Source organism: Listeria grandensis FSL F6-0971 (genome assembly GCF_000525835.1).
GTDB classification, from domain to species: Bacteria; Bacillota; Bacilli; order Lactobacillales; family Listeriaceae; genus Listeria_A; species Listeria_A grandensis.
Genome location: NZ_AODD01000001.1, coordinates 59,236 through 80,686 on the forward strand (window position 1 = coordinate 59,236; position 21,451 = coordinate 80,686).

The following is a 21,451-nucleotide window of genomic DNA, read 5'->3' on the forward strand; positions in this document are numbered from 1 at the left end:
CGTTTTATTTCAATTCTAGGTTTTTTGCTAGGCTGTCGTGTAATTTTTGACGTTCCGCATCGGATACATTGTAATACCAAATACCATCCATCTTACCGCCTTCACCAGCAACTGTCATATTCTCTACGTTATTACGTGCAGAAATGTAGTTTTTGGCGATACGTGTAATATCTGTCATCGTTAAATCGGTTTGCATGTTTTTGCCGACTGCGGACAAGATTTCATCGAAGTTCCACAGTGTTTGTGTCGTTGCAACTTTCTCTACAACGGCTTGAATGACTTCTTGTTGACGCATTTGCCGACCGAAGTCACCACGTGGATCTGTTTTACGAATACGGACGTAGACAAGCGCATCGGTACCATTTAGTTTGATGTTACCTTTTTTTGAATTCTTTACCCTTTAAGCTGATATCCATATCGTTGTAAACTTCTACACCACCAACAGCGTCAACCAAATCTTTCAGGCCTTCCATGTTGATTTTGATATAGTAGTTAATCGGAATACCTTTTAAAAAGTTAGTAACGGTGTCTTCCGCCATTTTTACGCCACCGTAAGCATAGGCAGCATTGATTTTGTTTGTGGAATCATGTCCAATAATTTCAGTTCGTGTATCACGAGGGATACTCAAGATTTGTGCTTTGTTCGTTGTTCCATTCACAGTTGCGACCATTGTTGTATCGGAACGTCCGACATCGCCTTCGCGTTGGTCAATACCGAGAATAAGAACGGAGAATGGATTTCCTCCATCAAGTTTTACGGGATTTGCAGTTCTGCCTTCTACAGGCTCATATATTTTATCCATGGTGGATTTAGTTTGGAACACGGCATAGCCGACAATTCCTCCTAAAACTAAGAAAATACCTAAAATAGACCATAGAAATATTTTTAAACCTGTACGTTTTTTCTTCTTCGTGTTCGTGCGTTTCTCTGCGCGCATGTGCGACTCAACCTCTCTTGAATAATTTCTCTCACTTCCTATTTTACTACAAACTGGCAGATAAGTCACTGTCAGTTGCATTAGTTTTCCATTAGAATTTTATTATTATTGGGAGGACAGGGATTATTGTTAAAAGTTATATTCTGATGCTCGTTTATCATCACGTGTACCATGGGTAAATATGGTCTTCAGGGTTTTCATTGTTTTTTTTCAGATTTGTGGGTATAATTGTTGGTAGCGTTATGATATAAAATTGCGTTACCTATATAAGCGCGATTCTATCGAAGCTACACCCAATCGTAGCATAAAAATAGTTATCTTGATACATAAATAAAAACCATGTATCTTTATACATGAGGGGAGTACGAGGATTATGTTGACCATTGTTTTAATATGTTTTTTAGCCTCGCTTCTGTTAACTCCTATTGTGAGACGAATTGTACTTAGATTTGATATTACGGATAAACCAGATAAGAGAAGAATTAATGTTGTACCGATACCTAGCCTTGGTGGAGTTGCAATTTTTGTGGCGTTTTTAATTGGTATGTTCTTGTTGCCAATCGATAAGACGTTGCTTTGGCCACTTGTCATCGGGGCGAGTGTGATTGCGATTACCGGCATGTTAGATGACATTTTGGAATTAAAGGCAAGATATAAATTGTTTTGGCCAAGTTGTTGCTGCGGGAATTATTGTGTTCTGGGGCGGGATCAATATTACGTTTATTAATCTACCATTCGGTGGTGAGTGGTACTTTGGCTACCTTGCGATTCCGCTTACAATTGTTTGGATTGTAGCGATCACGAATGCGATTAATTTAATTGATGGTCTCGATGGTCTTGCTGCTGGGGTTTCAACGATTGCGCTACTAACGATTATGGGAATGGCATTTGTGATGGGAGACCCGCTCGTTATTATGATTACGGCGGTACTTGCAGCTGCGACGCTGGGATTCTTACCGTATAATTTCTACCCAGCTAAAATTTTCATGGGGGATACAGGCGCGCTGTTCCTTGGATTCGTGATCGCGATTCTGTCGCTCATGGGATTCAAAAATGTCACGTTTATTTCTCTCATTGTGCCAGTGCTGATTCTAGGTGTGCCGATTTTTGATACGATTTTGGCAATCATTAGACGGATTGTGCATCGGACACCGATTGCGATGGCGGATAAATCACATTTGCATCATAGTCTGATGAAACTTGGCTTTACACATCGTCAAACGGTTATTTTGATCTATGCGATTTCGGCGTTGTTCTCGCTGTTTGCTCTTATTTTTACAATGTCGACGTTTTGGGGTTCGTTCTTGCTGATCTTGGTATTGCTCGTGATTGTCGAGTTTTTCGTCGAGGTATTAGGACTTGTGAGCCAGAATTATAGGCCGATAATGCGGCTTTTAAGGTTGGAGCGGATTGAGCGGGAAGAGGAGCAGGAATAATGATGGGGTTATATTCCTTTTTATGCAAAATAGCACACCTTTAAGTTCTGGATACTTGGTGTGCTATTTTTGTATGAAAGCTACTATGGGGATCTTGGCTTTCATAAAGTGAACGCTTTCTTTTTTTGTATAGGGTTTAAAAAAATATTCTTGCGTCACTACTTTTAAATCAAATAGCGACGATGAGTCAGAGCATGTTCACGGGTTGTCATTGTTTCGTTTTAAAATGCGCTTGATGCCTTGCTATATCTATGTTAATCTATTCAAGTAGGTTTTAAACATATCAAAGGAGAGATAAACATGAATATTATTGCCACGGCAGAGTCGGTTTTGCAAGCTGAATTGTTGTTGGGCGCAGGGGTAGACACGTTATACGTTGGGGGAAGTCGATTTGGACTGCGCATGCCGCAATCATTGTCGCTCGCCGATATTAGTGAAACTACGAACAAAGCGCACGAAGCAGGGAAAAAGGTCTTAGTGGCCGTGAATGCATTGATGCATAATGAGCATCTGCACGATTTACCTGATTATTTACGTGAACTATCTAGCATGAAGGTCGACGCGATTACGGTAGGGGATCCGGGTGTTGTTTTTATGTTGCATGAAATGGAACTCGATTTACCGTTTATCTATGATGCGCAGACGTTTGTAACGAGCGCGGAACAGGTAGATTTTTGGGTGAAACAGGGTGCTGTGGGTGCTGTCATGGCGCGCGAACTGACGCTGATCGAGCTTGAAGCGATTACGGAGAAAATGGATGTGCCGATTGAGGTGCAAGTGTATGGCCCAACGTGTATCCACCAGTCGAAGCGCAAACTCGTGACGAATTACCAAAACATTGTAGAGATAGAAGATGATACGTCGAAGGATCGCGGACTTTATTTGCGTGAGCCGAACGACGCGGATAGCCAGTTGCCAATCTATGAGGATGAGAATGGGACGCATATTTTTTCGACGGAAGATTTGTCGCTGATGCCTTATTTGGAACGGGTGTATAATGCGGGGCTCCGAACTTGGAAATTGGACGGTGTCTTGTTGCCAGGCGCGGATTTTGTCGCGATTGTGGCACTATTTGTGAAGGCGAAAGAGGCGCTGATTGCCGGGGATTTTGTGGCGGAAACATTTGTGAACCGTTTAGCAAAGTTGCAGCCGGAGATGCGTGTACTTGGAACCGGATTCTTTTTGAAACAACCAGACGAGGTAAAATGAGGAGGGCATATCAATGACCGGAAGAAAAATAGTGAAGAAGCCGGAAGTTTTAGCACCGGCGGGAAATTTAGAGAAGTTAAAAATTGCGATTCGCTACGGTGCGGACGCTGTATATATTGGTGGACAGGCTTTTGGACTTCGCTCGCGTGCAGGGAATTTCTCGTATGAAGAAATGCAAGAAGGTGTGGCATTTGCGCACGCGCGCGATGCGAAAGTGTATGTGGCGGCGAATATGGTCGCGCATGACGGGGACACAGAAGGTGCCGGTGAATTTTTCCGGAAACTTCGTGACATTGGGATTGATGCAGTGATCGTGTCGGATCCAGCGCTAATTAGTATTTGTTTTGCGGATGCGCCAGGTTTGCCGGTTCATTTGTCGACGCAGGCTTCGGCAACGAATTATAAGACGCTTGAATTCTGGAAGCAACAGGGCTTGGAGCGCGTGGTTTTGGCGCGTGAAGTCAGCATGAGTGAGATTCAGGAAATCGGTCAACATACAGATGTCGAGATGGAAGCATTCATTCATGGCGCGATGTGTATTTCGTATTCTGGTCGTTGTACGCTGTCGAACCATATGGCGAATCGTGACGCGAATCGTGGCGGTTGTGCACAAAGCTGCCGATGGAAGTATGACCTTTTTGAAATCGATAATGGCGTGCCGCGTAACTTGGTGGAGGAGGATGAAGAGCCGTTTTCAATGAGCGCAGTAGATCTTTCGATGATTCGCTTTATTCCTGACATGGTGGAAGCGGGTGTTGATAGCCTCAAAATTGAAGGCCGGATGAAGTCGATTCATTATGTTTCGACGGTGGCAAGCGTGTATCGGAAAGTCGTGGATGCCTATTGTGCCGATCCTGATAATTTCGTTTTTGATCCGGCATGGGAAGCGGAACTTTGGAAAGTAGCACAGCGCGAGTTATCGACTGGTTTCTTCTATCAAGAGCCTACCGAAGACGAGCAATTATTTGGAAAAACTCGCAAAATTCCGCAATACGCGTTCGCAGCACAAGTATTAGATTATGATCCAACAACAAAAATCGCGACGCTTCAACAGCGAAACAATTTTGGCATCGGCGAAGAAATTGAATTTTACGGTCCAGGAGAAGTAGGGTTTAAACAAATCGTGAACGATCTTTGGGATGAACATGACGAGCCAATTGAGCGCGCACCAAACGCGATGATGACAGTAAAAATGACGGTGGACCATCCAGTAGAAGCATTTTATTTCATGCGCAAGAAAAAAGAAGAACGGGTAGCCAAAAAACGAGTCAAAGCCTAAAAAAATTATGTTTTTACGCAAGGCGCCCGATACCACTAAACATCAGCGGACCGGCAAACGCGAGTACCAGGGCGGAGCATACTAGAGTATGTGAACACTGGAACGGAGCTTTTAACGACGGAGGTGAGCGTTTGCCGGCCCGCTGAATGATTGTGATTCCTTAGAAACGCTGTTATAATGAAAACAAACGAGAAAAGGAGTTGTATGAACATGATAGGATGGATTATTGCTATCGCGGTTGTTGTCATACTCGTCTTGATTTATTTCGGACTGTATAACAGCCTTGTCAAATATCGCAACAGAGTAGAAGAAACGTGGGCACAGATCGACGTGCAACTGAAACGTCGCTTTGATTTAATTCCCAATTTAATCGAAACGGTCAAGGGTTACGCTGCACACGAGAAAGAAACACTCGCAAAAGTGGTGGAAGCTCGTAATATGATGACGCAAGCCCCAGCAGACGGTCGCGGCGAACAAATGGAAGCAGATAATATGCTAACAGGCGCGCTGAAATCCGTTTTTGCGTTGGCAGAGTCTTACCCAGATTTAAAAGCGAACACGTCATTTATCGAGTTGCAACATGAACTCGCAACAACAGAAAACAAAGTGGCTTATTCACGCCAACTTTACAACACAACAGTGATGACGTATAACACAAAAATTGAATCTGTACCTTCTAACATCGTTGCAAAAATGGGCGGGTTCACGAAACGCGACATGCTTGCGACACCAGAAGAAGAAAAAGTGGTTCCAAAAGTTCAATTCTAAAACACTGAAAGGAAGAATGCGCCATGTTATTTGAACAAATAGCGGCTAATAAGCGTAAGACAGTGTTCATTGTTTTAGGATTCTTCATTTTTGTGATGCTAGTCGGTTGTGCGATTGGGATTTTGGTCTATAATAATTACCTGAACGGCTTGATTATGGCAGCTGTCATCGGTGCTATTTATATTGCGATCATGATTTTTTCCAGTTCGAAGGTCGTTATGACGATGAATCGGGCGAAGGAAGTCACATCTAAAGATCAGGAACCAGTACTTTGGGATACAGTGGAAAGTATGGCGATGGTAGCAGGTATTCCGATGCCGAAAGTCTACATTGTCGAAGATCCGAGTCCCAATGCTTTTGCTACGGGAATTTCGCCTGAAAAAGGTGCTGTTGCGGTGACACGAGGTCTGCTGAATAAGTTGGAGCGCTATGAGCTAGAAGGTGTTATCGCTCATGAAGTGGCACATATTCGTAACTACGATATTCGACTTTCTACAATTGCGATTGCCCTCGTTGCTGTCGTTGCGATTCTATCCGATTTAGCGATGCGCATGCTCTTCTGGGGTAGCATCACTGGTGGGAACAATAATCGGAAAAGTAACGATAACAATGGTGGTGGTGGTGCACAAGCTATTATCTATATTGTTGCCCTTGTCTTTGTTATCTTGGCGCCAATTATTGCGACGGCGATTCAATTCGCGCTTAGCCGTAACCGTGAGTATTTGGCGGATGCCACAGCGATTGAACTGACGCGTAACCCTCAAGGTTTGGCAGATGCCCTTCGTAAAATTGGTGGGGATACGACGAAGATGAAACAACCGAGCGCGGCTTCTGAGTCCATCTACTTCACGACCCCGTCAAAAGGCGAAAAGAAGAAAAAAGAGAAAGCTGGGATGTTTGATTCCCATCCTCCGATTGCAAGCAGAATTGAGCGTTTAGAACATATGTAAACAATGGATAATCATAAAGAGTATGGAAATAAAATCAGATGTCAGTTTTCATTGACATCTGATTTTATTTCCATACTCTTTTTTTGTGATGAGAAAATAGTTCAAGCCTTGATTTGTAACATGCGCAACCCATTTAGAATAACTAAAATCGTGCTACCTTCATGGCCAATAACGCCAAAAGGCAAGTTTATTATTTGGAAAAAATTCGATAAGATGAGAAATCCAATCACGCAAAATGAGAAAATAATATTTTGCCAAGTGATGCGATGGAGTTTTTTCGACAACTTAAGTGCGAATATAAGCTTGGAGAGATCATTTTTCATTAGAATCACATCGGCTATTTCAATAGCGATATCGGTACCTTCGCCCATTGCAATCCCGACATCGGCATTTGCCAGTGCAGGAGCATCGTTAATGCCGTCGCCAATCATTGCAATCGCACCATATTTTTGCTGGAGAGCTAGTAGATGTGTGACTTTATTTTCAGGCAGGCATTCAGCAATTACACTATCTATTCCAAGTTCTTTGCCAATGGTATCCGCAGTGTGTTGACTGTCCCCCGTTATCATAATGGTTTTTATAGTTAGAGCATGAAGCGATTCGATGGTTTTCTGGGCTTCTTTTTGGACGATATCTGTTAAAGCAAGAACACCAACGATTTCCTCGTTGCAAGAAATGAAGACCAGCGTTTTGCCCTCGGATACGAGTGTGGGATTGTAACTATCGGCGTACGCCAATGCGGCATCTTTGCCAACAAAACCGCCTTTTCCAATACGCCATTCTTGATTCATTATAGTCGATTTAACGCCCCAGCCTGGCACGTCTGTTACAGTGATATCAGGCAGTATATCAGTGTCTAATGCGCGAACAATACTTTGTGCAAGTGGATGTGTGGACTTGCTCTCGATGGAAGCAATAAAGGCCGGGGAAACGTTTTTTTTCCAAGTATATATCCGTTAATACTGGTTTCCCTTGTGTCAAAGTTCCTGTTTTATCAAAAGCGATAGCAGGGATGCTGTGTAGATTTTCTAGGTAAACGCCACCTTTAAATAAAATACCATGGCGCGCGCCGTTTGAAATCGCAGCAAGTGTCGTCGGTGTAACGGAAGCAACAAGCGCACAAGGAGAGGCGACTACGAGCAAAACCATCGCGCGATAAAAAGTTTCTGTCCAGTCCCAGCCAAAAATGAAATGGGGTAGAAATAGCATGATGCCAACAGTGACTAAAATAATTTTGACGTACGTATCTTCAAAGCGTTCGATAAAACGAGCTGTTCTAGAGGGCTTACTTTGTGCATGTTGGACAAGCTCGATAATTTTGCTAAATAGCGTATTCTCAGATGTTTGTGTCACTTTTACAGTTAAGGCACCGCTCAAATTAATGCTACCTGCAAATATATGATCGTTTTCTTTTTTCTCAATGGGAATTGGTTCGCCTGAAATCGTAGCTTCATCAAGTGTGGATACGCCGTTGATGATAAAACCGTCGAGGGGTACGGTCTCGCCTGGACGAATAAGAATAAATTGGCCTTCCAAAACCTCCTCAATTGGAACCGCTGTCGTGGTATTGTCTGCTTGAAGAAGGGATGCCATCATCGGTTGCATTTCTAGCAAATTAGATATTTCGCGTTTACTCTTGTTCATCGTATACGTTTCTAAAGCGCCACTAAGCGAGAAGATAAAGATTAGAACAGCTCCCTCTAGCCAGTAGCCTATGATGGACGCCCCGATAGCAGCAATCACCATGAGAAGCTCGACATTCAACTTCTTCGTTTGGATGGTATTCGTGATACCTTCTCTGGCCTTCGCAAAACCACCGACAACAAAAGCGATAAGGAAAATGATTGGTGTTACGGAATTCTCAGGTAATAACCAGCCTATTAAAAGAAAGAGACCACTGGTGATAGCTGCAACTAGTTCGATATTACGTTTTAGAAAATAAATCATGATAAACCTCCTTTTAATTGATAATAATTATCGATAAGCTTAAAAACACGAAAATCTGCCCTCATAGACTGAGAACAGATCGTAAATTGATATTTTATTTAACCTCAGTATACTACTAATATATGATTGAAACAATCTAATTGATAAAAAATATTATAATTGAGAATGAATATTATTATCGATCTGTCATTTGGGCATAAAAAAACGACCAGCTAGGGGGAGCTGGTCGAAAAAAGGAGTTTGTGAAGGGACACCACAATTAGAAAAAGGGGGGATAAAACTAATTGCTGTCCTTGCTTTACATTCTCTATAATAAAGCAAATGCATGAAATTCCAACGTCATTCCGATGAAAGTTTGATTAGAATTAGTACGAAAGAAAAAGGAGTTATGCAAATACTCTGCATCAGAACTGGTTTAAGAAGAATCTCTTTTCTTTAATTCAGGCGCGAAACGATAGAGCTGAGGGTCTTTTTTTTTCTTTGTTTTGTAGGCGATTCAAAATAATTTCGGCTACCTTTAGTCCCATTTTTTCTGTTGGTTGCGCAATTGTTGTTAAGCTAGGTTGATAAATATCTGCATAGGAAACATCATCAATGCCAATTACCGCTACGTCTGAGGGGATTGTTAGTTTTTGAACTTTTAAAAAAATGCAAAATCTCACGTAAAATAAGATCATTCCCTGCAATAAGCGCATTTGGTCTATCTGCTAATTGGAATATTTTTGTTAAGCCAGCCGGCAATGTATGTAATTCATCTGAGTAAATATAGTCCGGATTGAAAGGGATTTTGCAAGCAGTTAAGGCAGTCTTATATCCTTCAATTCGTTCAATCCGAGGAGAAATAGCAGATCTTGTTGGTAGTGTTAGCATGGCAATTTTGTTATGACCGCTAGCAGCAAGTGTCGAAACAGCAAGTGATGCCGCCATTTGGTTATCTAGCAGAATCGTATCAACAGAAAGACCGTCGACAATCCGATCAATGAATACAACAGGTATTTCTTCTTTCAGTATTTGGCGGTAAATAGTTGCATTCGTTTCAGTTGGAAAAATGATGAGACCGTCTACTTTACGAGAAAGTAGGGCACGAATATGATGCTCTTCTTTTTGTGGATTATCATCGGCATTGCAAATAATGACGTATATGTCTTGGGCTTCTAGCGCGTTTTCAATAATTCGAATCATTTCTGTTGAGAAGGCATGGCGAATGTTTGCCACCACAATACCGACGATAGTTGTCTTTTTTATTTTTTTAAATTGCGGGCAGATTCGTTTGGATGGAAATTAAGCTCATGAATGATTTGTTCAATATTTTCGCGGGTACTTTGACTCATATATTCGTAGCGCTTATTTAAGTATTGCGAGACGGTGCTTTTAGAAACGCCAGCTTTTTTCGCCACATCGTCAATTGTTATGCTCTTTTTTTTCATAGCATCTACTCCTCTCCTAATAAAGCTCACTACCCATTAGTATACTTTGTTTTTCAGTAAAGTGCCATTGAACTGCTGTTCGTTACGGAAAAGTGATACATGTGAGAAATTGAAAAATATTTACTATTTCTGTTGCACTAACGCATATAATCTGGTAAAATCACTTCATAAACCGGTTTAGTAATTGTAGAAAAGTAGGTGTTTGTTATTTTGGATGTTATCACATTAGGGGATGCATTAATTTCGATGTATCCAATGAAGGAAGGAGCTTTACGTCTTTGTCCTCAATTTGAAAGAAAGGCTGGCGGTGCGGAGTTAAATTTTGCTATCGGTTGCGCCCGTTTAGGTGTGAAACCAGGTTGGATTAGCAAGCTAGGCAATGATGATTTTGGTCGCTATATCTTTTCGTTTGCTAGAGGAGAAGGTGTGGATGTGACGCATGTCGAGTTCGTTAATGGTTATTCGACTTCTGTCTATTTTCGTGAAGTGCTCTCTGATGGTTCCAGCAAATCATTTTACTATCGGGAGAACTCTCCTACAGAAGCCTTGTCAGAGTCCGATTTTGAAAGCGCTTATTTTCGTGGGGCAAAGGTTTTGCATATTACAGGCGTTTTTCCATCGATTCATCAGCATAATCAAGAAATGGTCCAATATGCGGTTAAATTAGCGAAAAAGCACGGTCTGCTCATTTCATTCGATCCAAATATTCGTTTGAAAATGTGGACGATGAAGGAAGCAAAGGCTTTTATTGAATCGATTTTGCCTGATGTTGATATTTTACTGACAGGTGAAGAAGAGGCGGAGATGCTACTTGGTAAGATGCCACTACACGATTATTTAGCAGAGTTTCACCAGTATGGTGTGAAGCAAGTGGTTATCAAAAGGGGCGCAGAAGGTGCGATTGGTTCTGATCAGCAAACGATTTTTGACGTAGCAGCGGTTCAGCCAAGGGCGGTGGTTGATACGGTTGGCGCTGGAGATGGATTTGATGCCGGATTTATTTCGTCATTATTAAAAGGTCAGTCTTTCGAACAGGCGTTAAACTTTGCCAATGCGGTGGGTTCGATGGTTGTTAGTGTAAAAGGAGACAACGAAGGTTTGCCTTATTATGAGGAAGTACAAGCTGTTTTAGGTGAGTTAGAAATGGTAGATCGCTAATCTATCCTCAAAAATGAGCAAGTGAATGATAGACATAAAGTATAGGGGGAATTTGTATGCTAGATGTACAGGAACGTTTAGTACGTGAAAAAATTGTTGTCGTTGTTAGGACGGATAGTTTTGAAGAAGCAAAGCAGATTAGTGAGACAATGATTGAAGTTGGCATCAAAATGATTGAAATTACGATGACAGTACCAGAAGCACCGACACTTATTGATATGTTGAAAAATAAATATCAGGCAGATGTACTCGTGGGCGCTGGGACGATTATTACGAAAGAGGAAGCAACAGATTGTTTTAATCATCAGGCAGATTTTCTTGTCTCGCCATACTTGATTGAAGAAGTCGCAGAAGTGGGGCAAACGCTCGGAATTGCGGTTTTTTCAGGGGCAATGTCGATGAAAGAAGTGGCAGCTACACAAAAATATCAGAGCAGTTTAGTGAAAATATTCCCTGCTAACATCGTTGGAGCACCATTTTTGAAAGCGGTTAAATCTGTCATCCCTACTGTGCAGTTAATGCCAACAGGAGGCGTGAATGAGAAAAATATACTGGATTGGTTTCAGGCTGGAGCAGATTGCGTAGGTATTGGTAGTGATTTAGTGCGTATTTATCGAAAAGATGGTGTAACCGGCTTGAAAGCATACGGTCAGCAACTTCAAGAAATTTTAGCTAGCGCCACGCATGAATAAATAAAGAGGGATGTGAATAATTTGTCTATAAAAAATAGTTATTTATTTCAGTTAACAGAGGAGAAGGATAATTGTCTCGTATTTAAGCTACCTGAAGAAAATATAGATGCACGTTGTTATGTTTTAGAAGAGGATATCGTGCGGGTGTTTGTCACAAAAGGCGAGCAGCCGAAAATAGATAAAACGTGGCTAGTCGCACCAGGCTTAGAGGACGTCCCATTTAACGGACGAGATCGCTAGATACAAGCTTATTTTCTTTACCAGCGTATAAAACGGAGCAAGGGACCGACCATTTTTACATCGAAACGGCGAGGATGAAAGTAGCGATTCGTTTAGAGGGTTTCCAAATCACTTGGTATGCGCGTGATGAGCAAAGTGGTGAATTCATAAAATTTGCTCAGGATCGGGCGACACAGGCCTACAATTTTGATGGATCGCTAGGTGAAGGCGTCTATCATTATTTGGCAAGAGATCGCCGGGAGCAGTATTACGGTCTTGGAGAGAAAAGTGGGGAAATGAATCGTCACGGAAGGCGCTATCGGATGCATAGTTTAGATCCAATGGGCTATGATGCAGAAACGACGGATCCTTTGTATAAGCATATCCCGTATTATTTGACTTACCAGCCCGAAACAAAAATTTCCTTTGGGATTTTCTATGACAACATGTCACAGTCTACTTTTGATATGGGGAATGAAATGGATAATTATCATGGTTTGTATCGCTATTATCAGGCCGTTGATGGTGATTTAGATTATTATATTATCCTTGGACCAGAGATGAAACAAGTGGTTGAGAAATTTTCATGGCTCACAGGTCAAACGATTTTTGCGCCAAGATGGAGTCTCGGTTATTCGGGCTCAACGATGACGTATACGGATGCACCAGATGCGCAAGTACAGTTACATAAGTTTCTTGCGTTATGCGAAGAACACGATATCATTTGTGATTCTTTCCAACTATCATCGGGCTATACATCGATTGAAGATAAGCGTTATGTCTTCCACTGGAATAAAGATAAATTCCCAGAACCAGAGCAGCTTTTTCAAACGTTCCATGACAAAGGCGTTCGACTCTGTGCGAACATTAAACCGTGTTTGTTAACGGATCACCCACAGTATCAAGCGTTAGCTGAAGCAAATATGTTTATCCAAGATGCCACAGGAAAAGCGGAGGAGAAAGCCCAATTTTGGGATGAAACTGGTGCCTACTTAGATTTTACGAATGAAAAGACGATTGCATGGTGGAAAGAGCAAGTAACAGAACAGCTTTTAAAATTAAATATTGATTCTACTTGGAATGATAATAACGAGTTCGAGATTTGGACGAAAGACGCTAAGTGTAACGGTTTTGGCGCGGGGATTGATTTTGAACTGGTTCGAGCTATTCAGCCGTTATTAATGATGAAGCATCGTATGAAGCACAGAAGGAGTATGCGCCTCATTTGCGCCCTTATCTCATCTCTCGTTCGGGATGTCCTGGTATGCAACGCTATGTACAAACTTGGTCAGGAGATAATTATACCGAGTGGAAAGCCCTTAAATACAATATCAAAATGGGATTAGGCTTAAGTTTATCTGGTATTTATAATATTGGTCATGATGTTGGTGGCTTCGCTGGTCCTGCACCGGAACCAGAATTATTAGTTCGCTGGGTGCAAAATGGGATATTCCATCCACGTTTCACGATTCATTCTTGGAATTCGGATCAAACTGTCAATGTGCCGTGGATGTATCCAGAAGTCGCGGAAGATATTAAACATTTAATCAAGTTTCGCTACCAGTTGACACCGTATTTATATAATGCCCTTTATGAAGCACACGCGTATTATCGCCCGATTATTCGTCCAGTCTTCTATGAATTTGGTGGAGATGAAAAAACATTTGAGCCAAGTGATGACTTTCTATTAGGTGACGCGATGTTAGTGGCTTCCGTTGTAGACAAAGGTGCGACGACAAGGCAAGTCTATTTACCAGAATGTGTAGATGGCTGGTATGACTATCATACTGAAAATTGGTATGAAGGCGGTCAAACAGTCCTATTACCAGCGCCTTTTGATAAGCCACCTTTACTTGTAAAAGCTGGCAGTATGATTCCGATGAACGATGATCAAGTGACGTTTGCGACAAGAAAAGAAACGAGAGGGATGAAGCTGTTTCCTCACACGCTTGAGGGTCAAAGTGAGTATACGTTATTTGAAGACGATGGTGTCTCTGTTATTTCTGATACAAGTTGTGCGAAAATTCATTTTGTGCTCACAGTTGCGACGAATCAAATCGATGTGCGTGTGACGAAAACAGGCGGCTATCAACTGCCGTACGAGCAAATGAATTTTTATTTACCGGCGAATGAAAAAAGACCACTCTTTGTTAATGGGCAAAAATTGGAGTCACGAGATGGCCGTTTTTGTTTTCTTGTATCCGAATGTGAGGAAGGCGCATGATGCATTTTATGGATGAGCAATTTTTATTAGATTCAGATAGCGCCAAAATCTTATATCATGACTATGCGAAAAAGATGCCAATCTATGATTACCACTGTCATTTGAGCCCAAAGGAAATTGCAGAGAATAAGCCCTTTGATACCATCACTCAAATTTGGTTAGCAGGTGACCATTATAAGTGGCGAGCGATGCGTAGTTTCGGTGTCGACGAACGATTGATTACAGGTGATGCGAGCGATAAGGAAAAATTCCGAGCTTGGATAGAAACATTACCGTATACGATAGGGAATCCGCTGTATCACTGGTCACATATGGAATTGAAACGCTATTTTAATTTTGACGGTGTTGTTCAGGCGGCTGATTGGGAGTTTTTATGGAATCACTGTCAAGAGCAATTGCAATCTGAGGATCTTCGCCCGCAAAGCATTATTCAGCGCAGCCAAGTGAAAGTAATTTGTACAACGGATGATCCCGTTGATTCCCTCCAATACCATAAGCAAATGGCGGATAATAAAGCGATCGAAGCAAAAGTACTACCAACATTCCGTCCGGATCGGGCTTTGGAAATTAACAAACCGAGATTCCAATTGTTCGTGGAAGAACTTGGTGCGGTATCAAACAGGGAGATAACGGAACTTCCAGATTTTCTACAGGCATTAGAGAACCGTGTCCAATATTTTCATGAAGTTGGTTGCCGCGTTGCTGATCATGGTTTTGAGTTTCTCTTTTACGAAACGGTCACTTTGACGGAGGCGAGTACGCTATTTGCAAAAGCTTGTGATGGAAAGGTATTGAACATCGTGGAAGAAAAGCAGTATAAGACGTTCTTACTACAATTTTTAGCAGCGCAATATAGCGAGTTAGGCTGGGTGATGCAATGGCATATTGGCGCGATTCGTAATAACAACACGAAACGTTTTAACGAATTGGGCCCAGATAGTGGGTTCGATTCGATCAATGATTTTCCATTAGCGAAACCGTTGAATCAGCTTTTAAATAGTTTAGAAAGGAAGGATTGCTTACCGAAAACGATTATTTATACGTTAAATCCGAATCACAACGATTTAATTGCCAGCACAATTGGAAACTTTCAAGCAAGCGGGCAAAAAGGCAAAATACAGTTCGGTTCTGGTTGGTGGTATAACGATAAAAAAACAGGCATGATGCAGCAGATGACAGCCTTGGCGGAAGCTGGATTAATTAGTACGTTCGTTGGGATGTTGACGGATTCACGAAGTTTCTTATCCTATACGCGACATGAGTATTTCAGGCGCATTCTCTGTCAGCTCATTGGCGGCTGGATGGAAGCTGGTGAAGTCCCTCGAGATTACGAGTTTGTCGGTCAAATGGTACAAGATATCTCGTTTTATAACGCGAAAAATTATTTTCAAATAGAACTGTAATGGCTGTGGAATTGAAAGAGGAACAGGAGTGAAGTAGACAAGATGGAAATGTCATTTAGATGGTATGGGGATAGTGACCCAATTTCACTAGATTATATTCGACAGATTCCAGGAATGAAAGGAATTGTGTCTGCGATTTACGATGTGCCAGTTGGTGAAGTTTGGTCCGTCGAAAAAATTCAAGCGCTAGTGGATAAAATAACAAGTAAAGGCCTTGTGTTATCGGTGATTGAAAGTGTACCAGTGCACGAGCATATTAAACTAGGTTTGCCAACAAGAGAGCGCTATATTGAAAACTATCAACAAACGATTCGCAATCTGGCAAGCTGTGGTATTAAAACCATTTGTTATAATTTTATGCCAGTATTTGATTGGACAAGATCTTCTTTAGAGCATCCATTACCGGACGGATCAACTTGTCTTAGCTATGAAAAAGCAATCGTTGAAAAAATGGACCCACTTCAAGGCGAGCTGAGTCTACCAGGTTGGGATGAAAGCTATCGCACAGAAGATTTGGAAATACTGTTTGATCAGTATCGTTCCGTGGATGAGGAGCAATTATGGGAAAATCTCACGTACTTTATTAAGAAAATCATTCCTGTTGCGGAAGAAGTAGACGTAAAAATGGCGATTCATCCGGATGATCCACCATGGTCGATTTTTGGGCTACCTCGTATTATCACGAATAAAGAAAATTTAACGCGCTTCATAAATATCGTGGATAGCGCTCACAATGGGCTTTGCTTTTGTACGGGTTCTCTGGGAGCGAGTCCGACAAACGACTTACCAGAAATGATTCGCTATTTTGGGAAGAAGCAGAGAATTCATTTTATGCATGCACGTAATATTAAGCGCACTGGTGACCAAGATTTTCAGGAATCCGCGCACATGTCTGCTTATGGATCGATTGATATGTATGAAATTATTAAGGCACTATCAGATATCGACTTTGCAGGTCCGATTCGGCCAGACCACGGCAGAATGATTTGGGGAGAAACTGGGAAACCAGGATACGGGCTATATGACCGCGCACTAGGAGCCGTTTACCTCGGAGGGCTTTGGGAGGCTGTTAGAAAAAAAGAACGATGCAAATTCCAAAATTTCAACATATATGGAGGCATAAAATGAGCCAAGCAAATTTAAAAAATAAAGTGGTTGTCATTACTGGTGGATCGGGTGTTCTAGGTGTTTCTTTTTCAAAGCGAATGGCAGCGCGTGGGGCAAAAGTTGTGATTCTCTGTCGCGATTTAGTGAAGGGTGATGCTGTGACAAAAGAAATACAAGCATCTGGTGGACAAGCCATGTGTTTAGCAGCTGACGTACTCGAACGAGCGAGTTTGGAGGAGGCCCATAAACAAGTGTTGGAAGCATTCGGACCTTGCGATATTTTAATTAACGGGGCTGGTGGCAATCACCCAGATGGTACGACTTCTAAAGAATATTTTGCTGCAGAAGATTTGCACGATGCAACGCTAAAAACGTTTTTTGACTTGAAGGAAATAGGGGTTGAATCCGTCTTTCATTTGAATTATATGGGGACATTGTTGCCGACACAAGTATTTGCCAAAGACATGATTGGGAGAGCCGGTTGTTCGATCATCAATATTTCTTCCATGAATGCTGATACACCGTTAACGAAAATTCCTGCATACAGCGGCGCAAAAGCAGCGATTAGTAATTTTACGAAATGGTTAGCGGTGCATATGTCAAAGGTCGGTATTCGTGTCAACGCCATTGCCCCAGGTTTCTTTCTAACCACGCAAAATGAAAAAATGCTCATTGCGGAGGATGGTCAGCTAACGGATCGGGCGGAAAAAATTATTAGCCATACGCCGCTTGAGCGCTTTGGTGAACCAGAGGAACTTCTAGGAACGCTTGAGTTTTTAGCGAATGAGGAAGCATCTGGTTTTATAACGGGCATTGTTATACCAGTTGATGGTGGATTTTCAGCATATTCCGGTGTTTAACGGACACATCAAAATAAAGGGGAGTTATGAACATGATAAATAGAACGGCAAATCCAAAAATAGGCTTTAAGACAATTTTGTCCTATGGTGCGGGTGATGTATTTGGTGGCGGAGCGTTTGCCATCGCAGGTTTATGGTTAATTCTTTTTTTATACGAATATTGCTGGCTTGACGCCTGTGCAAGCGACATCGATTGTAGCAATTGGTCGTTTTGTCGATGCTTTCTTTGATCCATTGATGGGCTACGTTACAGATAATTTTTATAAAACGAAATTAGGAAAACGTTTCGGTAGACGGGGCTTTTTCTTCCTAATCGGTATGCCACTATCTTTAACTTACGCATTGATGTGGACCGTTGGATTCGGTGGTTATTGGTATTATTTACTTACTTACGTTATGTTTGGATTTGTATTTTCACTAATCACAGTTCCATACGAGACGTTGCCAGCTGAGATGACGAGAGACTTCAATACGCGTTCTAAGTTAACGACAGTTCGTTTGCTATTTTCACAAGGAGCGACTTTCCTAGCTTCATGGTTGCCGGGCGTATTAATCCAAATTTATGGGGAAGATTCTCCCACGTCATTCCTATTGATGGGGATCTGTTTTTCTATTATTTACGCGATTATTATGTTTTGCTTATACAAATTTACTTGGGAACAGCCAGTTGTAGAGAGTGAGCAGGAGCAGGATTCCTTTAGAAATGACATGAGATATCTGTTTAAAGAACTGATTTCCACGTTTAAAGTGAAAACATTCCGCTTACACGTGCTTATGTATACAGGTGCCTTTCTCGCGCAAGATATTTTCGGCGCCACGTTTGCCTTTTTCATTGCGTTCGCTATTGGTCAAGATGCGGTGTTGGCGTCTAAGCTTTTGAGTACAATGGCTGTCGTTCAAATTATATTTGTACCGATTTTCGCATGGTTCTGTATTAAGTTTGGAAATGGAGCGGCTTATAAAATTGCTTTAACAACAGTTATTGGTGGGATATTAGGATTCATTGCGATTTACTATTTTGCCGTCGCCCAAATTTTGCTGATGCTTTATGTGGTTTCGATTATCATGGGGGTTGGCCGAAGCGGGACTTTCTATGTACCTTGGAATATTTATAGTTTTGTGGCCGATGTCGATCAAATGCTGACAGGTAAAAGACGAGAAGGTATATTTGCAGGTATGATGACATTTACGCGGAAGTTCGTGCAATCTGTGGCGATTCTTTTAGTTGGTGCTTTTTTAGAAAGTTTTGGTTTTGTTTCGAAGCAAGCGGTTCAATCGAGTAGTGCGATTGGAGGTATCATCATTGTGTTCGGTATTGGTACAATTGTCTTCGCGCTATTTGGTCTATTTATCTCAAGCAAGTTTAAATTAACGAGAGCGAATCACAAAGTTTTGTTAAATGAAATTGCACGTCTCCAAGAAGGTGGGTCTATGGAAACTGTGGACCAACATACAAAAGAAGTAGTAGAAGAGTTGACAGGATGGGAGTACGAGAACAATTGGGGAAATAATCATATTGTTCCAATTAGGGAGAAAACAGTATAGCGCAATCAAAAAAGATGAATCTTCGCCAGTTCCACACAAGGAGACAGGTAAAGGTTCATCTTTTTTGATTTTTTATAGAGCGACGTATTTCCAAAGCGTTTGACCATCTTTAGAGTCGACCATTGTAACTTTTTGTTGCAAACGCCACTTCTTCATTTGACGTTCTACTTGTTTCTCAGGTAAAGCATATAAACTAGCTATCTCTTTCGTTGTAGAAATCTGGACTTCTTCCATGTATTCCTCAAGCGTTGGTGTTGCTTTTGGTTCTGGGAAGTGATTGAGCAACTCGGAAAGGATATGCACATATACATCATAACGATGCAAGCCGCTGATCTTTAACCCCTCATCTTCAATATTTCGATTGAAGAAGACAACTGTTGGGTTTTCGTCGATCTCCATTTCATGCGCCACTTTTTGATCACCAATGTAGGCACGTTTAGCGAGATTAGACTGTAGATCGCTTTTGAACTCAATCAAATCAAGTCCAACCATTCGAGCGGTTTCGTATAGAACATCGGCTTCAGAAATATCTTTTTCATCGATAAAATGGGATTCTTGTAGTTTGCGCAAGAAATCAATGCCTAGTTTCTTCCCTTGAAGTTCAGCAGCTTTCACGGCTAAACAGGAAATATAAGACATGTGAGCCATTTCAGGTTGTGGAATCGTACAGGCATTTCGTTTCTGCCGATTCATCACCGTTTGCAGGTTATTATGGAGGACATAGCGCAACTTAAAGTAGTTGCCATATTCCATCTGCAACCTCCGTATCGTATGTTCCATATTCCAGCAATCCGTACAAGCCGGGTCGAAAAATAGATAAATCTCAATAGGCTTGCTATTACAGACCGATTGAAGATATAAATTTTGGTTTATCATTGCTATCACCTGTTTTTCAGATTCTAATCTCTCTTGATTAGACAAAGTATATGCGAATGGCCTATTTTCTGACAAGGCTGTTTGCTGAATATGTCATGACATCATTCATACTACCATAATTATATTTTAGCAGTGGAAAGGTAAATTCACAAATGATTGCAATCAAAAATAAAAAACTTCCTTACCTAAATTTGACGGAATCGTAACATTTTAGATGAACCTTTATTTTCGCATCCGTCGATGAGTGCGCTAACATCACGTGATAGCAATGGGTTTATTTCTCTTTGTAAACAGCTTCATAAAAACGTAATATTTTATTCTTTGTTGGACGCTGTGGAATTTGTCGGTCCTCTAAAAAGCGATGAAAAAGGAGTTTTCCTTTTTCAAAATCAGCGACTTCGTATTCTAATTCGAAATCGTGTGTATCGCTATAGAAGCTTTTATCGAAAACAAGCAATCCTTTTTTGTAGGTTTTTTCGGCACGGGTTGTTGTCAGCGAACCGAACATGACCAGATCTTGGTGGTTGATACCAAGCGTATATAGTGCGTCACGGACTTGACCAACAGGGATATTAGCGCCGTCTAAAATCGCTGTAACTTGTTCTTCCGCTAAGATTTGTGTCGTTTCCAATAAGCCGATTTGTTCCGGTGTTTTTAAGGTAAGTTCGTAGTGTAGTTCCCGTTTTCGAATTCTTAAGGCGGCTAAGCGATCTTTTAACTGAAAATCAGCGGTATCAAAATAATAATTCGTTTGCGTGAAAAAATCAGCCTCCACCAAACGGAATTCATTAATCAATAGATCATATTCGCTTGCGGTCAACATATTTTTAAATTCAATTTCTAATTCTTGACTCATGGGCAGGAACTCCTTTTTATTAATCCCAGACAGCATCTAAGTCTTCTGAGTAATTGATAATGGCTTTTTTGTAAGCCATTACTGTCGGATCGCTTGATGTTTCTCCGATAATTTTGATGGCGAGCTGCATGGCTTCTTTATAATTCTGCTTGTTGTAGAGCGCCATGCTTGCGAACACGGTAAGTGCCTGGTTTTCTGGAAAGGCAACGCGAGCCTTCTGAAAAGTTTCGCTGGCTTTTGCGTAATTACCAATGGCTCAATACGTGCTGGCAAGACCAATGTAAGCATCAGCTAAGTCATCTTTTGGGAGGCCCATTTCGAGCGCTTTTTCATAGTAGGAAATTGCTTCAGTCTCTTCGCTTAAACCATCGTAACTCCAGGCAACATAGTAGTGTAAGAGGGCATTGTCTGGTTCTTTTAGTAGGGCACTTTTGGCAGATTCTTTGGCATTTTGATAGTTCCCGTTTTCAAGTAATGCAAGAATTTCTGGTGTTTTCATCATCGTTTTCCCCCCTGGATTATGTATGCTTTCATTTTAACACAAGTTGGTAGAATAA

The 21,451-nt window shown here is 41.4% G+C and carries 20 protein-coding genes and 5 pseudogenes; 14 read left to right on the forward strand and 11 right to left on the reverse strand.

Annotation, left to right across the window (positions count from 1 at the left end):
• Positions 1-4: 4 nt before the first annotated feature.
• The 3 genes and pseudogenes from PGRAN_RS17520 to PGRAN_RS17530 all read right to left on the reverse strand — a co-directional run bounded on the left by PGRAN_RS17520 (position 5) and on the right by PGRAN_RS17530 (position 938).
• Entirely contained in the window at positions 5-295 is a 291-nt protein-coding gene (locus PGRAN_RS17520) for an LCP family protein (RefSeq protein WP_338151691.1), read from the reverse strand.
• Positions 296-310: 15 nt separating this feature from the next.
• Positions 311-373, reverse strand: a pseudogene (locus PGRAN_RS17525) (hypothetical protein); the annotation flags it as partial.
• Between the two features lies 1 nt (position 374).
• On the reverse strand, positions 375-938 hold the full coding sequence (locus PGRAN_RS17530) for an LCP family glycopolymer transferase (protein WP_338151692.1): 564 nt from the start codon (positions 936-938) through the stop codon (positions 375-377).
• Between the two features lie 373 nt (positions 939-1,311).
• Here PGRAN_RS17530 and PGRAN_RS00285 point away from each other — a divergent pair.
• From PGRAN_RS00285 to htpX, 5 genes and pseudogenes are all read left to right on the forward strand, one after another.
• Positions 1,312-2,374 (forward strand): annotated as a pseudogene (locus PGRAN_RS00285) (glycosyltransferase family 4 protein).
• Positions 2,375-2,674: 300 nt separating this feature from the next.
• Positions 2,675-3,583 carry a peptidase U32 family protein gene (locus PGRAN_RS00290; protein WP_036064058.1) on the forward strand — a complete coding sequence of 303 codons (909 nt, stop codon included), beginning with the start codon at positions 2,675-2,677 and terminating at the stop codon, positions 3,581-3,583.
• Positions 3,584-3,596: 13 nt separating this feature from the next.
• Positions 3,597-4,862 carry a peptidase U32 family protein gene (locus PGRAN_RS00295; protein ID WP_051998355.1) on the forward strand — a complete coding sequence of 422 codons (1,266 nt, stop codon included), beginning with the start codon at positions 3,597-3,599 and terminating at the stop codon, positions 4,860-4,862.
• A 210-nt stretch (positions 4,863-5,072) separates the two neighbouring features.
• Complete coding sequence (locus PGRAN_RS00300; RefSeq protein ID WP_036064060.1) at positions 5,073-5,630, forward strand: LemA family protein; 558 nt, start codon at positions 5,073-5,075, stop codon at positions 5,628-5,630.
• A gap of 23 nt (positions 5,631-5,653) precedes the next feature.
• Positions 5,654-6,580 (forward strand): zinc metalloprotease HtpX, encoded by a 927-nt coding sequence (gene htpX, locus PGRAN_RS00305; protein ID WP_036064063.1) that lies wholly within the window; start codon positions 5,654-5,656, stop codon positions 6,578-6,580.
• Between the two features lie 101 nt (positions 6,581-6,681).
• Here the strand turns inward: htpX and PGRAN_RS00310 are convergent.
• The 4 genes and pseudogenes from PGRAN_RS00310 to PGRAN_RS17060 all read right to left on the reverse strand — a co-directional run bounded on the left by PGRAN_RS00310 (position 6,682) and on the right by PGRAN_RS17060 (position 9,954).
• A pseudogene (locus PGRAN_RS00310) lies at positions 6,682-8,527 on the reverse strand (heavy metal translocating P-type ATPase).
• A 440-nt stretch (positions 8,528-8,967) separates the two neighbouring features.
• Positions 8,968-9,222 (reverse strand): substrate-binding domain-containing protein, encoded by a 255-nt coding sequence (locus tag PGRAN_RS17425; protein WP_338151693.1) that lies wholly within the window; start codon positions 9,220-9,222, stop codon positions 8,968-8,970.
• Positions 9,119-9,742 (reverse strand): substrate-binding domain-containing protein, encoded by a 624-nt coding sequence (locus PGRAN_RS00315; RefSeq protein ID WP_277619688.1) that lies wholly within the window; start codon positions 9,740-9,742, stop codon positions 9,119-9,121. Before PGRAN_RS00315 ends, PGRAN_RS17425 begins: the two co-directional genes overlap by 104 nt.
• Before the next feature lie 26 nt (positions 9,743-9,768).
• Complete coding sequence (locus PGRAN_RS17060) at positions 9,769-9,954, reverse strand: LacI family DNA-binding transcriptional regulator (protein WP_241433250.1); 186 nt, start codon at positions 9,952-9,954, stop codon at positions 9,769-9,771.
• Positions 9,955-10,164: 210 nt separating this feature from the next.
• Here PGRAN_RS17060 and PGRAN_RS00320 point away from each other — a divergent pair, with 210 nt between their 5' ends.
• The 9 genes and pseudogenes from PGRAN_RS00320 to PGRAN_RS00350 form a co-directional block, all read left to right on the forward strand.
• On the forward strand, positions 10,165-11,112 hold the full coding sequence (locus PGRAN_RS00320; protein ID WP_036064066.1) for a sugar kinase: 948 nt from the start codon (positions 10,165-10,167) through the stop codon (positions 11,110-11,112).
• Positions 11,113-11,168: 56 nt separating this feature from the next.
• A complete protein-coding gene (locus PGRAN_RS00325) occupies positions 11,169-11,804 on the forward strand; it encodes a bifunctional 4-hydroxy-2-oxoglutarate aldolase/2-dehydro-3-deoxy-phosphogluconate aldolase (protein WP_036064068.1) in 636 nt (211 codons plus the stop codon).
• A gap of 21 nt (positions 11,805-11,825) precedes the next feature.
• Entirely contained in the window at positions 11,826-12,044 is a 219-nt protein-coding gene (locus PGRAN_RS17535) for a hypothetical protein (RefSeq protein WP_241433251.1), read from the forward strand.
• A 74-nt stretch (positions 12,045-12,118) separates the two neighbouring features.
• Positions 12,119-13,548: pseudogene (locus tag PGRAN_RS17540) on the forward strand (glycoside hydrolase family 31 protein); the annotation flags it as partial.
• The gene (locus PGRAN_RS17545) at positions 13,534-14,247 is read left to right on the forward strand and encodes a hypothetical protein (RefSeq protein WP_338151694.1); all 714 of its coding nucleotides are present in this window, start codon (positions 13,534-13,536) and stop codon (positions 14,245-14,247) included. The pseudogene PGRAN_RS17540 and the gene PGRAN_RS17545, both read left to right, overlap by 15 nt.
• Positions 14,244-15,650: a glucuronate isomerase gene (gene uxaC, locus PGRAN_RS00335; protein WP_036064069.1), complete on the forward strand. Its 1,407-nt coding sequence runs from the start codon at positions 14,244-14,246 to the stop codon at positions 15,648-15,650. The genes PGRAN_RS17545 and uxaC overlap by 4 nt, the downstream gene beginning before the upstream one ends.
• Positions 15,651-15,692: 42 nt before the next feature.
• Positions 15,693-16,778, forward strand: coding sequence for a mannonate dehydratase (uxuA, locus tag PGRAN_RS00340; protein ID WP_051998356.1), 1,086 nt, complete (start codon positions 15,693-15,695; stop codon positions 16,776-16,778).
• Positions 16,775-17,617, forward strand: a complete 843-nt coding sequence (locus PGRAN_RS00345; protein ID WP_036064070.1) for an SDR family oxidoreductase — start codon at positions 16,775-16,777, stop codon at positions 17,615-17,617. The genes uxuA and PGRAN_RS00345 overlap by 4 nt, the downstream gene beginning before the upstream one ends.
• A gap of 156 nt (positions 17,618-17,773) precedes the next feature.
• Positions 17,774-19,162, forward strand: a pseudogene (locus PGRAN_RS00350) (MFS transporter); the annotation flags it as partial.
• Positions 19,163-19,234: 72 nt separating this feature from the next.
• Here PGRAN_RS00350 and yjbH read toward each other — a convergent pair.
• The 4 genes from yjbH to PGRAN_RS16085 form a co-directional block, all read right to left on the reverse strand.
• A complete protein-coding gene (gene yjbH / locus PGRAN_RS00355) occupies positions 19,235-20,038 on the reverse strand; it encodes a protease adaptor protein YjbH (RefSeq protein ID WP_036064072.1) in 804 nt (267 codons plus the stop codon).
• Positions 20,039-20,312: 274 nt separating this feature from the next.
• Positions 20,313-20,894, reverse strand: a complete 582-nt coding sequence (locus tag PGRAN_RS00360) for a CYTH domain-containing protein (RefSeq protein ID WP_036064074.1) — start codon at positions 20,892-20,894, stop codon at positions 20,313-20,315.
• A 19-nt stretch (positions 20,895-20,913) separates the two neighbouring features.
• Positions 20,914-21,072: a hypothetical protein gene (locus PGRAN_RS16690; protein WP_159101096.1), complete on the reverse strand. Its 159-nt coding sequence runs from the start codon at positions 21,070-21,072 to the stop codon at positions 20,914-20,916.
• Between the two features lie 78 nt (positions 21,073-21,150).
• Positions 21,151-21,396, reverse strand: coding sequence for a tetratricopeptide repeat protein (locus PGRAN_RS16085; protein WP_051998357.1), 246 nt, complete (start codon positions 21,394-21,396; stop codon positions 21,151-21,153).
• Positions 21,397-21,451 lie beyond the last annotated feature (55 nt).

Coding starts and splice junctions, on each gene's coding strand:
- PGRAN_RS17520 (WP_338151691.1), bottom strand. CDS start 295: ATGCGTCAACAAGAAGTCATTCAAGCCGTTGTAGAGAAAGTTGCAACG.
- PGRAN_RS17530 (WP_338151692.1), bottom strand. CDS start 938: ATGCGCGCAGAGAAACGCACGAACACGAAGAAGAAAAAACGTACAGGT.
- PGRAN_RS00290 (WP_036064058.1), top strand. CDS start 2,675: ATGAATATTATTGCCACGGCAGAGTCGGTTTTGCAAGCTGAATTGTTG.
- PGRAN_RS00295 (WP_051998355.1), top strand. CDS start 3,597: ATGACCGGAAGAAAAATAGTGAAGAAGCCGGAAGTTTTAGCACCGGCG.
- PGRAN_RS00300 (WP_036064060.1), top strand. CDS start 5,073: ATGATAGGATGGATTATTGCTATCGCGGTTGTTGTCATACTCGTCTTG.
- htpX (WP_036064063.1), top strand. CDS start 5,654: ATGTTATTTGAACAAATAGCGGCTAATAAGCGTAAGACAGTGTTCATT.
- PGRAN_RS17425 (WP_338151693.1), bottom strand. CDS start 9,222: ATGCGCTTATTGCAGGGAATGATCTTATTTTACGTGAGATTTTGCATT.
- PGRAN_RS17060 (WP_241433250.1), bottom strand. CDS start 9,954: ATGAAAAAAAAGAGCATAACAATTGACGATGTGGCGAAAAAAGCTGGC.
- PGRAN_RS00325 (WP_036064068.1), top strand. CDS start 11,169: ATGCTAGATGTACAGGAACGTTTAGTACGTGAAAAAATTGTTGTCGTT.
- PGRAN_RS17545 (WP_338151694.1), top strand. CDS start 13,534: ATGTATCCAGAAGTCGCGGAAGATATTAAACATTTAATCAAGTTTCGC.
- uxaC (WP_036064069.1), top strand. CDS start 14,244: ATGATGCATTTTATGGATGAGCAATTTTTATTAGATTCAGATAGCGCC.
- uxuA (WP_051998356.1), top strand. CDS start 15,693: ATGGAAATGTCATTTAGATGGTATGGGGATAGTGACCCAATTTCACTA.
- PGRAN_RS00345 (WP_036064070.1), top strand. CDS start 16,775: ATGAGCCAAGCAAATTTAAAAAATAAAGTGGTTGTCATTACTGGTGGA.
- yjbH (WP_036064072.1), bottom strand. CDS start 20,038: ATGATAAACCAAAATTTATATCTTCAATCGGTCTGTAATAGCAAGCCT.
- PGRAN_RS00360 (WP_036064074.1), bottom strand. CDS start 20,894: ATGAGTCAAGAATTAGAAATTGAATTTAAAAATATGTTGACCGCAAGC.
- PGRAN_RS16085 (WP_051998357.1), bottom strand. CDS start 21,396: ATGATGAAAACACCAGAAATTCTTGCATTACTTGAAAACGGGAACTAT.